The following is a 12,657-nucleotide window of genomic DNA, read 5'->3' on the forward strand; positions in this document are numbered from 1 at the left end:
TTTATGTAATATGTTTTTGCAAGAATCGTGAATTTTGTAAGAAGTCGGGGATCTAGGGTGTGTTTTAAACCCGGAGATCCCCCCTAGCCCCCCTTAAGAAGGGGGGGACAAGAGTATTCAAAGTCAACCCCTACTCCCCTTTTTAAGGGGGATTTAGGGGGATCGAAACTTCACATTATCAGACAGATGCAATCCGACGCTCGATCGCATTATAGAATCGATCGCCCATCTCACCCATCGCCACCTCAATTAACACTTGATTGTCAGCACTCACAACCCGCAAAGGTGATTCAGCACAGCAAACTAAACCAATTTTGTGCCACATTTTGGTCAAATGTTCTTGCAGGTAAGCTTCCCAAATTCCTTGATTTTTCGGTGCGACTGAAACAACAATGCAATTGCCCATTTCACCAAACAAAATTTCATCCCAGCGGCGGACATTTGCCGCATTGAAACTGAGATGAATTTCCGCACCCATTTTAGCAGAAATACAGGATTCCGCGAGGGCGATCGCAATTCCACCTTCCGCACAATCATGGGCAGAACATACCCAACCTTGCCGAATTCCATCGCGACAAACTGATTGCACTTTTCTTTCTAACTCAAAATCTATCCTTGGCGGTTTCCCAGCGACAATCCCGTGAATTGCTGCTAAATATTCCGAACCTCCCAAAGTAGGAGAAGTTTCGATTTTTGAGCTTTCAGATAACAAAGATTCCCCCAAATTAATCCGTGTATCAGAGTCATCATCCGTGTCGTGCACTTGGGAATTTTCAGATAGCGAAGATTCACCCAAATCCATCCGTGTATCCGTGTCATCATCCGTCTCGTGCCGCCCCATTCCCAGCACATAAATTAAATCACCTTTCTTTAGCCAAGCTTGACCAGCAAGCTTGCTCAAATCGGGAATTAACCCCACCATTCCGATTACCGGAGTCGGATAAATGGGTTGAGGATTCCCCTCAGCATCAACAGTTTCATTGTAAAGAGAAACATTCCCCCCAGTAACAGGCGTTCCCAACTCCCGACAAGCATCAGCAATGCCGCGACAAGCTGACGCTAACTGCCAATATCCGATAGGCTTTTCAGGACTGCCAAAATTCAAATTATCAGTAACTGCGAGAGGTTCAGCACCCACACAGCTTAAGTTTCTCGCTGCTTCCGCTACGACTGCTTTTGCACCCTCATAAGGATCGAGATAAACATAACGAGAATTGCAATCAACCGTTGCAGCAACTCCGGGAATAACCCCCAGGGGCGCTTCCTTCTTGCTAAGGGGGGGAGAAAGTTTGGGAGTTTCCCTACCTTGTGCCTTTGTAAATAGAGGAATTACCTCTTCTTCCTGTTTGCTTTCGGAAGCTAGAGAAACAGCATTTTCTCTCTGTAGATCCCCCTTAGCAAGGGGGTGTACTTCTATCCCTTCAGCAAGGGAAGATTGGCAAGGTTCTAGCGGACGCAATCTGACAACCGCAGCATCGGCGCCTCCCGGTAAAACAACAGTATTGTTTTGCACTTGATGGTCGTATTGGCGATAAACCCAGCGTTTAGAAGCGATGGTGGGAGTATCTAAAAGCGTCAGCAAAATCTGAGTCCACGTTTGGAAATTGCCGTTAATTTCGATACCTTTAACTGTGGATTGTGGCAGCGAATCCGCCGTCCATTCCCATGCTTTTTTAGCATATTCGGGCGGCTCTGTCAACAGTTCTCGGTGATAAATTGGCGTGTTATCTGCCAAAGCAGTCGCGGTAATTTCGGCAGCGATTTCGCCTTTAAATAGAATTCGGACGATCGGCTCTTCGATGACTGTCCCCGCTACTACCGCGTGCAATCCCCAGCGGTGGAAAATATCGATTAATTCCTGTTCGCGTCCTTTTTGGGCAACAAACAACATCCGTTCTTGGGATTCCGAAAGCAGGTATTCGTAGGGAATCATGCCGCTTTCTCGAACGGGAACTTTGTCTAAATCGAATTCAATGCCGACGCCGCCTTTGGCTGCCATTTCTGATGTCGAACAGGTGATTCCCGCCGCACCCATATCTTGGGCGGCGACGACTGCACCGGTTTTGAAGGCTTCTAAACAAGCTTCAATTAAGGATTTTTCTAAAAATGGATCTCCTACTTGGACGGCGGGGCGATCGTCCATTGATTTGTCTGTCAATTCTGCACTGGCAAAACTTGCTCCTCCCATGCCATCTCGCCCGGTAGTTGAACCCACGTAAAGCACTGGATTTCCGAGGCCGGATGCCCCAGATTTAACGATTTCTTGAGTTTCCATTAAACCCAAAGCCATAACGTTAACTAATGGGTTATCGGAATAAGCAGGATCGAAGTAAACTTCGCCGCCAACTGTGGGCACGCCGATGCAATTTCCATAATGGGAAATTCCCGATACTACGCCTTTGAACAATCTCTGAGTTTTAGCATCGTCTAAGTTGCCGAAACGCAGGGAATTTAAAAGTGCGATCGGGCGAGCCCCCATTGTGAAGATATCGCGGAGAATCCCCCCGACACCGGTTGCTGCACCTTGGAAAGGTTCGACTGCTGACGGGTGGTTGTGCGATTCAATTTTGAAGGCGAGTTGCAAGCCGTATCCCAAGTCTACGACGCCGGCATTTTCTCCGGGTCCGACGAGAATTCGATCGCCCTCTGTGGGAAACTGTTTTAATAGTGGCCGCGAATTTTTGTAACAGCAGTGTTCGCTCCACATAACGCCGAACATTCCCAATTCAGCTTTATTAGGATGGCGGCCAAGACGCTGAACGATTTCTTCATATTCTTCTGGTTTGAGTCTTTCAGCAGCAATTTGTTCGGGGGAAAATGGGGATTCGGAGATGGGAGACATGGAAACTCGTTATAAACCACAGGCTTTATTCTAAATGCCCTGTGCTTGGTTAATCTACAATCTATAATCTAAAATCTACAATCCCAGGCCTTTGGTTGGTTAATCTAAAATCTAAAATCTAAAATCTAAAATCGAATGACTTTACCTCGAAATCTCAATTTTGCTAACCAAAACTTGCGGAACCGTTCTTTTAAAGGGCTTGACTTGTCAGGGGCGAATTTCAGCGGTTCCGACATTCGAGGCTGCAATTTCACCGGGGCGATTTTGAGGGGGGCAAATTTTCAGGGTGTCAGAACCGGACAAAGCCGCAGGCGGGTGAGAAATTTGATTGCTAGGGCTGGGGTGACAGCGGTGACAGTGACGACGGCTGGGGCTTTGACTGGACTGATAGCCGGGGCGGATGCGGGGGCTGTGGCTGTGGCTGGAACCGCTGCGACGGCGATTGCTGCGACTCGGTGCGAGGCTGGGATTGTGGCGGGGGCTGTGGCTGGGGCTGCTGCTGCGATCGGCGCTAGCGGTATTGTGACATTTTTGGGCGGAGATACTATCAGGGGAATTGTCTTATTTTTGGTTTCTGGGGTAATTCTTGGGTTAACTGCGATCGGATTTTTTATCGCTGTTGAACAAATAGAAAAATTGTCGATAACGTCGTTTAGAAAAGCTGATTTAACTGATGCTGTATTCGATGCGGGGGCGGTTCTAGATGCCGATTTTTCCGATGCGCGAGGAGTGCCGTGGTAGACAACCTGCTTCTAAAATCTAAAATCTAAAATCTAAAATCTAAAATCCGATGACTAAGTTTCCCCACGATCAGTTTGCCAAAGAATACCTGCAAGAGTTATTGTCGCCTCTGGGAGAAGTAGAAACGAGCAAAAATGTCACTGCTGAAGTTAGAGAAATTGATGTTTGGTTTCAACCAACTTCTTTTGAGGGCGAATATGTCCAAAGTTTGGGTTTGTTAGGTAAAATGGCTGCAACGGCGGCGATAATTGAACCGTTTCGCAATCCTGTGACTGCTGAGGGAATTTTTAGCTGTGTTGTTAAGTTATTAAATAGTAGGGCAGAACTGGGGCGGCGGGCTAATCGAGAAAATCAACGTTTTGAGGAAAGACAATTACCGATGTTGTGGATTCTCACTCCTACTGCTTCGGAAGTTTTATTAAATAGTTTTGGTTTTCGGACTCCTGAAGAGTCTGAGGGCTGGGGGAGAGGAGTTTATTTTTTATCGGAGGTTTGGAGAGTTGGGTTAATCGCCATTCACCAGCTACCGAAGACTCCAGAGACTATGTGGTTGCGGATGTTGGGTAGGGGCCGGGTGCAGCAAGGGGCGATCGCGGAATTAACTGCATTTCCCATTGATGCTTCAATTCGAGCTAATGCGCTACAATTACTTTACATCTTGCAGGAAAATTTGCAAGCGAATACACCAACTAATCCCACAATGGATGATGAAGATCAGGAGTTAGTTATGGCGATCGTACCCCTTTTTCAACAAAAGTTACAAGAAGCACGAGAACAAGGTCTTGTACAAGGTATTGTACAAGGTCTTGAGCAAGGAAGAGAACAAGGAATTGAACAAGGAAGAGAACAAGGTCTTGAGCAAGGAAGAGAACAAGGACAGCGGTTGATTTTAGAGAGTTTCTTGCAGGTCAGATTTGGGGAGTTAGACCCGCTAACTGTCACCTTTTTGCGCCCGGTATCGGCTCTACCTACTGCCGATTTTACGATGTTGTTAGTGCAATTGTCTATGCTGCCGATCGCACAAATCGATCGCCAACAAGTCCAAAATTTGCTAGCGGAAAGTGTTTTGAACAACCGCTTCAGCCAATTAGGACAAGAAGAACGCCCCGTTAATCTCATCCCCCATTTGCTCGGCTTATCCCCAGAAAATTTATCATTACTGCTGTCAGAATTGCCTCAATTATCGCTGGAAAATCTGATAGCTAGATTACCCGATACACTTGAAAACTAACAATGTGGCGAGAACCCCGACTTCTTAAACAAGTCCGGGTTCTGGGTGTATAATCAGAGACTGTGGTAATTTGTCATTTGCCGATGAAATTGCGATCGTTCTTTTCTTTCCTCATTGCTGGCGTCTTGGCACTCTTAGGCTTGAGTGCCGGTGGTTTTTACTGGCTGACAACTCAAACTCCCCTGAATTTGCTCGCTGGCGGGCCGACAACTACTCCGGCTGCGGCTGTGTTTGTCTCGAAACAAGCACCTTTGTTAGCATCAATGCTGGTAAATCCCGATCGCCTCGAAGCATTGCGGCAAGTTTTTGCCACTCCCGAAGAAAGAAGTCGATCGCACGCAGAATTTGAGCAAATCAAAAAAAGTCTCCTCGGCAATACAGGCCTCGATTACAGTAGAGATATCCAACCTTGGATAGGTGACGAAATTACCCTCGCCGTCACAAACCCAGATTTCGATGGCGACAGCAGCAACGGCCAACAAGCCGGGTTTTTGCTGGCGGTTTCCTCCCAAAAGGTCGATCGCAGCCAACAATTTCTCGACTCCTACTGGCGCCAACAATCTCGTGGCGATAAAACAGTGCAGTCGGAAATATATAAAGGCGTGAAAATTAATTATAAACAAGCACCAATATCCCAGAAAAAATCTGCTTCGCTTTCGCCTTTTAACCCGTTTTCTCTGCCGACTTCCAAGTTGCCATCCAGCTTCGCAACAGCAGCCATCGGCGGTAATTTTAATTCTGGGGAGAACCAAAATTTTGTTTTATTTTCCAATAGCCCGATTGTGATTCGAGATGCAATTAATAACGTTGAATCAGCCAACCTAAATCTCAACAATACCCCGGAATATCAAAAAGCTTTGCAGCAGCTAACTCAAGGCAGAATCGCTTTAGCATTTGTCAATCTCCCGCAGTCAGCAACCGAGCAAAATCCCCAAGTTTCTCTTAATTCTCTCGCAGTTGCTGTCGGAGTCAACCGACGGGGATTGCTGGCTCAAACCGCTTTAGTGACATCGCGAGAAAACACAGCTTCTCCAACACTCTCTGAACCGGTGCAAGCCTTGCAATACATTCCCTCAGCAAGTCCTTTCGCGGTCGCCAGCACTGATTTAAGGAATTTTTGGGCTGATTTGTCATCGGCGGTTTCCACTAATCCAGAAGTCTCAAATTTAGTCGATCGCACTCTCGCAGATATTCAACAAGTTTGGGGCGTCAACCTGCAGCAGGATATATTTGACTGGGTACAAGGAGAATACGCTTTAGCAGTGCTTCCGAATTCGTCAAATAGTGCCGATTGGATTTTTGCAGCCGAACAATCTGCTGATTCCCAAAAGGCGATCGACAAACTAGATGAAATTGCCCGCAGCAAAGAATACAGCATCGGCAGCTTCACTCTCAGAAACCAGAAAATTACCGCTTGGACGCAGTTGACAACGAGCCAGAATTATGGTAGAGAAAATAATAGAAAGAGTGCGATCGAAACCGAGGCAAAAGGAGTTCGAGCCACCGTCGGCAAATACGAAATTTTCACCACTTCAGTAGAAGCAATGGACGCAGCACTAGAAGCAGCAGAAACAGGCTCTTTAGTTGCCAATCAAGATTTTCAAACCAGCATTGAACCGCTACCGCCATCTAACGACGGCTATTTTTATTTAGACTGGCCCTCCAGCAGGGCAATTTGGGAAAAACAAATCCCGCTGTTGAGGTTAATTGAACTTTCCGCAAGACCATTGTTCGACCACTTGCGATCGCTCACTGTCACCAGTACGGGAGAAATAACAGGAATTCGCAAAGCTACTATATTTATGCGGCTGAATTAGTCATTAGTCATTAGTCATTGGTCAGTAGTCAGAAGGAAGAAGGAAGAAGAAAAACAAGAAACTATGCCCAATTCCCAATTCCCCATTCCCCATTCCCCATTCCCAAGAACTAAGGACTAATGACTAATGACTAAGGACGAATAACTACTGACTGCTTCACCTTTTTCTGTTGCCCAAAATAAGCTTGAAACACCTCTTTGGCGATCGGGGCCGCGGCAACAGAACCATAACCGCCATTTTCAACAACCACGGCGATCGCAATTTCCGGCTTCTCAGCGGGCCCGAACGCCACATACAGTGAGTGATCGTTCTGTCCGATCACCTCCGAAGTCCCTGTTTTGCCCGCCGTCAGCGGAATCGTACCGTCATTCATCCCCTGTCCCGTACCCTCGGCAACTACCGCGATCAGTCCTTCCTTAACTACCTGAATAGTTGAAGGTTTCATCCCCGTCTGTACCCGTTGAGTCTCCGGTGTGCCGGTCATAGAAGTCAAAAGATGAGGCTTCACCCGATAGCCCCCATTCGCGATCGAACTCACCATCACCGCCGCCTCCAAAGGAGTCACCAACACCAACCCCTGACCGATCGACATCGTTACCGTATCACCTGCATACCAAGGTTCTTTATAAAGTTTCTCCTTCTCCTCTGGCGTCGGGATTTGACCGTAAGCGCCACCGCCTAGCCCCAAAAGATTCAAATCCGTATCCTTGCCAATTCCCAGGCGGTGTCCCCACTTAGAAATTTGCTCCGGCCCGGTACTAATCCCCACTTGATAAAAAAATGTATTGCTACTGAAAGCCAAAGCATCCCGAAAGCCGATGTCGCCGTAACCGCCGCTGTGTTCGTTAAAATCAATTCCCCCCACAGTAATGTAAGACGAAGTACCCAGAATTGAGTCCGGCGAAAATTTGCCCGACTCCAGGCCCGCGACGGAAGTCACAATTTTAAAGGTGCTGCCGGGGGGATAGCCTTGCATGGCCCGATTCAAAAATGGATTTTCCGGGTCTTGAAGAGTTTTCCACTCATCCTTAGTGATTTTTCGCGTAAACAGATTGGGATCAAAAGTCGGGTGGCTGGCCATAACTAATACCGCCCCGGTTTTGACATCCAGCGCCACTACTGCTCCCCGGCGTTGCCCCAGGGCTTTTTCGGCTGCTTTTTGCATGGACAAGTCTATGGTTAGCTGCACCGCCTCACCGGGTTTGGGCGGTGTCTGTCCCATCAGTCGCAATTCTTGATTTTGGGCATTTACCTCGATCAGCCGATCGCCCCAAACTCCCGCAATCTTCTGGTTAGAACTCGCTTCTATACCCATTTGACCGACAATCATCCCCATCGGATATTCCGGATGAGCTTCCAAGTCGGCTGCGGTAGCTTCGCCAATATATCCGATAACGTGAGCCGCCAAACTGCCTTCGGGGTAGTAGCGGTTCGCTTCTGGCCGCACTTCCACTCCCCGTATTTGTCCCACCTGTTCTGCTAGTGGCACAAATACCTCTGGCGGCATTGCTTGCTTGAGCCTCACGGGTCTGTAGGATAGAGGATCGACCTCTTTTAATTTTTGTAAAATTTCTTTGACCGGGATTTTAACCAGCGGACTCAACTTTTCTGCTGTCGCTTTCCACTCTTCCGGCGTTTGTTCTTTCGGCCACAAATATACCGATCGAGCTAAATTGTTTGCCGCTAGCAACTTGCCTTTGCGATCGATAATGTGTCCGCGATTCGCCGGCATTGGCACTAGGCGAACGCGATTGTTTTCGGCTCTTTCCCGGTTTTGCTTCCCTTGTATCAGTTGCAATTCCACCAGCCGACTAGCGTGCAGGCCTAGCAAACCTGTTGCCACCAGCATTAACACGATCGCCCGGTGTATCGGACGCTCCTGTTTCTTAGGAGTTTCCGCCAGGGTTTTGTCAGAAGAGTGAAATGCTGAGATCGAATAAACTTGTCGTTGCATCATTCTATAGGTAGATGTCAAATCCTAGATTTTAGATTCTTGAATTGTCAATTGTGAAGTATACATCATCAAACCGGGGACGATCGGGCATTGACTCTTGGGGGAAGCGGAAGGATTGATCGTTAACTTTTGACTAATCATTAATAACTCATGACTGCTGACTAATCCCCCAAACACCAAGAAATAGCCAGAAAAATCACGGTCAGGCTCAGCCAATTAGGGAGGTGGAGCCAGCCAGATAGGCCTATAGGTAACAATACCAAGGCCTGTGTCAATAGGGAACCGATCGCCAACAGCAAGGCTAGGAGTATCAAATTTATCATCTTGACACCGTACAATTTCGGATATGAGTCGATCGCCTGTGGCAGAAATCCGAGTGGCACAAGCGAGCGCGATCGTACAGGGATTGTCCTGATAGACATAAGGAAGAGAAGCCAGGAAGTTTTGAACTAATTTAAAAATTATTCTTCCTCCAGAGTTAGGATGATAGGGGCTGCGATGGGTAAATTCAGAGTTGTGATTTTAAGTTGTGACCGAGGAGTATTGCCATGTTGTTTAATCAGCGAGCCAATTTCAAAAACGGTGCGCTCTTGGCTGCGATCGCCGGGATCGTCGCCCTACCAGTTTTAGCAGAAACAGCCAATTTCGGCACTTTAACTTTATCGCGAGGTTTTGCAGCCCCAACAGCAGTTTTGAGAGGTTCCACAGGCGGATCGTACTCTCTATCTGCCGTAGCAAACGCCGATCGCCACAAAAACAAATGTTTGGGTTTTGCGACCCCAACTCCCGACCACATCATAGTCTTGCAGGAAAACTTTTCAAAACTCACACTCCAAGTCAACAGCGGAGGCAAGGACACAACCTTACTCGTACAAGGCCCCGGTAATGCGGTGCGCTGCGGAGACGATATAGGTCAGAATAAAGATGCTGGCATACTTGATTCAGACTGGCAAGCAGGCTCTTACAGGATTTGGGTAGGTAGTGTCGAACCCGGAGTCAAATCTAACTATACAATCTCAGTACAGGAATAAAACGCAGCGGCGCTGTTGGATGGAGACAATAAAATATCATCAAATTCTCCCCCAATCTCCCACTCTCCCACTCCCCCACTCTCCCCCTCTCCCAATCTCCCGATCGACCGCTCACTTCCCCATCCAGTAAAATGTAAAATCGAAAGTGGCGTGTTTAACCAAAATAGGTAACTCCGAAAGTGCTAAAGACTCTTAGAGCTGACTTCAGTATAATTTTCGATCGCGACCCTGCCGCTCGCAACTGGCTGGAAGTTTTGTTTTGCTACCCCGGTCTTCAAGCCCTAGTGCTGCACCGCCTCGCACACTGGCTTTATGTGTTGGGACTTCCCTTCATCCCCCGCTTGATTTCCCACATTGCTCGCTTTTTGACCGGAATTGAAATCCACCCAGGGGCAACCATCGGCAAAAGCGTATTCATCGACCACGGTATGGGGGTTGTGATCGGCGAAACAGCGATTATCGGCGATTTTGCCCTCATTTACCAAGGTGTCACCCTTGGCGGTACTGGCAAACAAAGCGGCAAGCGTCACCCTACCGTCGGCGAAAACGTAGTTGTAGGTGCCGGCGCCAAGGTACTCGGCAATCTGCAAATTGGCAACAACGTTCGCATCGGCGCCGGTTCCGTCGTGCTCCGCGACGTACCATCTGACTGTACGGTTGTAGGGATTCCCGGCCGCATCGTCTATCGATCGGGAGTGCGCGTCAATCCCCTAGAACACGGCAGTTTGCCGGATTCGGAAGCTGTGGTAATTCGCTCTTTGCTCGATCGTATCGAATCCCTCGAAAAGCAAGTAAAAAGTTTGCTTCCTCAAGCATCTGTCTCCTTAAATTCTGTTCCCAATTCGCCTTCAGCATTCCCAACTTTAAATCAAACCAGCAATGTAGCTGTAGCTGTAGCTGAAAAAACCCAATTAGCTGTTGCCACCACTTGTCAGTTAAAAGATAAAGCAATTCAAGAGTTTTTTGACGGCACCGGCATCTAAAATTTGAATTGGGAATTGGGCATTGGGAATTGGGCATTGGGAATTGGGAATTGGGCATTGGAACTGACAACCAATAACCAATAACTAATAACTAATGACTAATGACTACGGACTACGGACTACTGACTTCTTTTTCAAGGATTGACCGATCGCACAGACCAATTTCCCTCCCCGTCGCGCCAATAAAGCGATCGGTTTTGCGGTTCCCCCCGCAACTCCAAAAAATCCACCGTTTCCGGTTCCAACAACAGCAAGCAAAAATTAGGCAGCGGCTCGATCGCATTTGGGGAAGCAGAATCAAAAGCACTAGCCTCGGCTTTGTCATCCCCCGGCTGCGGCCAAGCAAACTGTGCTCTAGCCGCCTCAGAAAGCTCCTGCCAAGTTGTGTGGCGCGATAAGCACAACTCTGCCTCTTGATCATCTGCCCCTACCAAAACTAGCTTTCCAGCCATCCGAAATTGTTCGCGAGTTTTAGGGAAATACCAGCAAATTTCCCCCCAAGGATAGAGGTTAATTTCCTCTGCCTTTTGACTGCGAATATCTGTAATAAACTTTAACTGATTAGTATCTCCTAAAAAGCCTCGAAACACCACAGTGCGGTTGGCCGGACGCCCGGTGGCGCGAACAGTTGCTAGTTGCAAGTAGCGAGCAAAAGCAAGACTGCGGTTGCGGTGGAGCGCGCGAGCTAAGGGCGATCGCCAAAGTGCTAAAGACATAATTAATAACCTATCATATTAGTCATTAGGAATTGGGCATTGGGCATTGGGCATTGTTAACCGTTGACTGTTGACTGTTGACTGTTAACCGTTAACTAATGACTACTGACTACTGACTACTGACTACTGACTCTTCTTTCTGCTATTGGTAATTTTATGTCAAATTCACTCTCAAAACTCAAAACTATTGAAACTCCCCACAGCGGCTACCACTGGGACGGCAGTTCCCGCCGCTTTTTTGAAGGCTGGTACTATAGAATAACATTACCCATTCACGGACAATCCTTTGCCTTCATGTATTCCATCGAAGACCCCAGAGGCGGTCAACCTTATAGTGGCGGTGCAGCTCAAATTCTAGGCCCGAAAGATAGCTATTTGTGCCGTACATTCCCCGATGTAAATAAGTTTTGGGCCCACCGAGACAGCTTGGGTTTCGGACATTGGGGCAAAACAGATTTACAAATTAAACCGGAATATTTAGAGCCGCAAGTATTCGACAGCCGCGTCGAAGAAGGCTATCAAGCTACTGCTACTTTGAATCAAGGTTATCTGCACGATCCGGGAAGCAGCAGTCACTGTTTTTGGCAGTACGAAATTAAACCTATTTACGGCTGGGGAAACTCTGATGATCTCCAGAAATCCACGGCGGGAATGCTATCTTTTTTGCCCGTATTTGAACCGGGATGGCAAATTTTAATGGCTCACGGTTTAGCCACAGGCTGGATTGATTGGAATGGCGAACGCTATGAATTTAAAGATGCTCCCGCTTACAACGAAAAAAACTGGGGCGGTGCTTTTCCGCAAAAGTGGTTTTGGATTAATTGCAATTGTTTTCAAGGAGAAAGCGATTTAGCTTTAACTGCTGGCGGCGGCAAGCGGGGCGTGCTGTGGTGGATGGAATCGGTAGCAATGATTTGTCTGCATTACCGAGGCAAATTTTACGAATTTGTGCCTTGGAATTCGCAAGTTAGTTGGGATATTGAACCTTGGGGAAGCTGGAAAATGCAGGCTAGAAACAGCCAATTTGAAGTTGAGTTGATTGGCACTACAAACAGTTCTGGCACTTATGTGCGAACTCCTACTGAAAAAGGCATGGCTTTTTGCTGCCGGGATACGACGCACGGCGAATTGCGCTTGCAACTGCGAGAGTTGTTGGGGGGAAATGTCGAAAAAAATGGCAAGCAGCGTTCTAGAATTATCTTAGAGGCTCAAAGTTCTTTATCGGGTTTGGAAGTTGGGGGCGGGCCTTGGGATGAAGTTTGGCGATCGAATTAAGTCATTAGTCATTAGTCAGTTAACAGTTAACAGTTAACTGTTAAGTTGAGTCAGAACACTTGGAGAT

The 12,657-nt window shown here is 47.5% G+C and carries 10 protein-coding genes; 6 read left to right on the forward strand and 4 right to left on the reverse strand.

The window, feature by feature from the left end:
• Positions 1-178 precede the first annotated feature (178 nt).
• On the reverse strand, positions 179-2,842 hold the full coding sequence (gene purL / locus QUA70_RS08125; RefSeq protein WP_333348758.1) for a phosphoribosylformylglycinamidine synthase subunit PurL: 2,664 nt from the start codon (positions 2,840-2,842) through the stop codon (positions 179-181).
• A 135-nt stretch (positions 2,843-2,977) separates the two neighbouring features.
• Between purL and QUA70_RS08130 the strand changes: the two genes are divergently transcribed.
• The 3 genes from QUA70_RS08130 to QUA70_RS08140 all read left to right on the forward strand — a co-directional run bounded on the left by QUA70_RS08130 (position 2,978) and on the right by QUA70_RS08140 (position 6,631).
• A complete protein-coding gene (locus QUA70_RS08130) occupies positions 2,978-3,583 on the forward strand; it encodes a pentapeptide repeat-containing protein (protein WP_333348760.1) in 606 nt (201 codons plus the stop codon).
• A 49-nt stretch (positions 3,584-3,632) separates the two neighbouring features.
• Positions 3,633-4,814 (forward strand): flagellar assembly protein H, encoded by a 1,182-nt coding sequence (locus QUA70_RS08135; protein WP_333348762.1) that lies wholly within the window; start codon positions 3,633-3,635, stop codon positions 4,812-4,814.
• Between the two features lie 62 nt (positions 4,815-4,876).
• Positions 4,877-6,631 (forward strand): DUF3352 domain-containing protein, encoded by a 1,755-nt coding sequence (locus tag QUA70_RS08140; RefSeq protein WP_333348764.1) that lies wholly within the window; start codon positions 4,877-4,879, stop codon positions 6,629-6,631.
• A gap of 130 nt (positions 6,632-6,761) precedes the next feature.
• Here QUA70_RS08140 and mrdA read toward each other — a convergent pair whose 3' ends face one another.
• Both mrdA and QUA70_RS08150 read right to left on the reverse strand, forming a co-directional pair.
• Positions 6,762-8,588, reverse strand: coding sequence for a penicillin-binding protein 2 (gene mrdA, locus QUA70_RS08145; protein ID WP_333348774.1), 1,827 nt, complete (start codon positions 8,586-8,588; stop codon positions 6,762-6,764).
• Positions 8,589-8,746: 158 nt separating this feature from the next.
• On the reverse strand, positions 8,747-9,007 hold the full coding sequence (locus QUA70_RS08150) for a hypothetical protein (protein WP_333348765.1): 261 nt from the start codon (positions 9,005-9,007) through the stop codon (positions 8,747-8,749).
• 126 nt (positions 9,008-9,133) lie between these two features.
• Between QUA70_RS08150 and QUA70_RS08155 the strand changes: the two genes are divergently transcribed.
• Positions 9,134-9,616, forward strand: coding sequence for a hypothetical protein (locus QUA70_RS08155; protein WP_333348767.1), 483 nt, complete (start codon positions 9,134-9,136; stop codon positions 9,614-9,616).
• 179 nt (positions 9,617-9,795) lie between these two features.
• The gene (gene cysE, locus QUA70_RS08160; RefSeq protein WP_333348769.1) at positions 9,796-10,599 is read left to right on the forward strand and encodes a serine O-acetyltransferase; all 804 of its coding nucleotides are present in this window, start codon (positions 9,796-9,798) and stop codon (positions 10,597-10,599) included.
• Positions 10,600-10,733: 134 nt separating this feature from the next.
• Here cysE and QUA70_RS08165 read toward each other — a convergent pair whose 3' ends face one another.
• Entirely contained in the window at positions 10,734-11,315 is a 582-nt protein-coding gene (locus QUA70_RS08165) for an Npun_F5749 family FMN-dependent PPOX-type flavoprotein (protein WP_333348771.1), read from the reverse strand.
• Positions 11,316-11,471: 156 nt separating this feature from the next.
• On the opposite strand from QUA70_RS08165, the gene QUA70_RS08170 reads away from it, so the two are divergent.
• A complete protein-coding gene (locus QUA70_RS08170; RefSeq protein WP_333348772.1) occupies positions 11,472-12,590 on the forward strand; it encodes a tocopherol cyclase family protein in 1,119 nt (372 codons plus the stop codon).
• The last annotated feature ends 67 nt before the right edge of the window (positions 12,591-12,657 follow it).

Source organism: Microcoleus sp. LAD1_D5 (assembly GCF_036702115.1).
Taxonomy (GTDB): domain Bacteria; phylum Cyanobacteriota; class Cyanobacteriia; order Cyanobacteriales; family Microcoleaceae; genus Microcoleus.

Coding starts and splice junctions, on each gene's coding strand:
- QUA70_RS08130 (WP_333348760.1), top strand. CDS start 2,978: ATGACTTTACCTCGAAATCTCAATTTTGCTAACCAAAACTTGCGGAAC.
- QUA70_RS08170 (WP_333348772.1), top strand. CDS start 11,472: ATGTCAAATTCACTCTCAAAACTCAAAACTATTGAAACTCCCCACAGC.
- QUA70_RS08135 (WP_333348762.1), top strand. CDS start 3,633: ATGACTAAGTTTCCCCACGATCAGTTTGCCAAAGAATACCTGCAAGAG.
- QUA70_RS08165 (WP_333348771.1), bottom strand. CDS start 11,315: ATGTCTTTAGCACTTTGGCGATCGCCCTTAGCTCGCGCGCTCCACCGC.
- QUA70_RS08155 (WP_333348767.1), top strand. CDS start 9,134: ATGTTGTTTAATCAGCGAGCCAATTTCAAAAACGGTGCGCTCTTGGCT.
- purL (WP_333348758.1), bottom strand. CDS start 2,842: ATGTCTCCCATCTCCGAATCCCCATTTTCCCCCGAACAAATTGCTGCT.
- mrdA (WP_333348774.1), bottom strand. CDS start 8,588: ATGATGCAACGACAAGTTTATTCGATCTCAGCATTTCACTCTTCTGAC.
- QUA70_RS08150 (WP_333348765.1), bottom strand. CDS start 9,007: ATGTCTATCAGGACAATCCCTGTACGATCGCGCTCGCTTGTGCCACTC.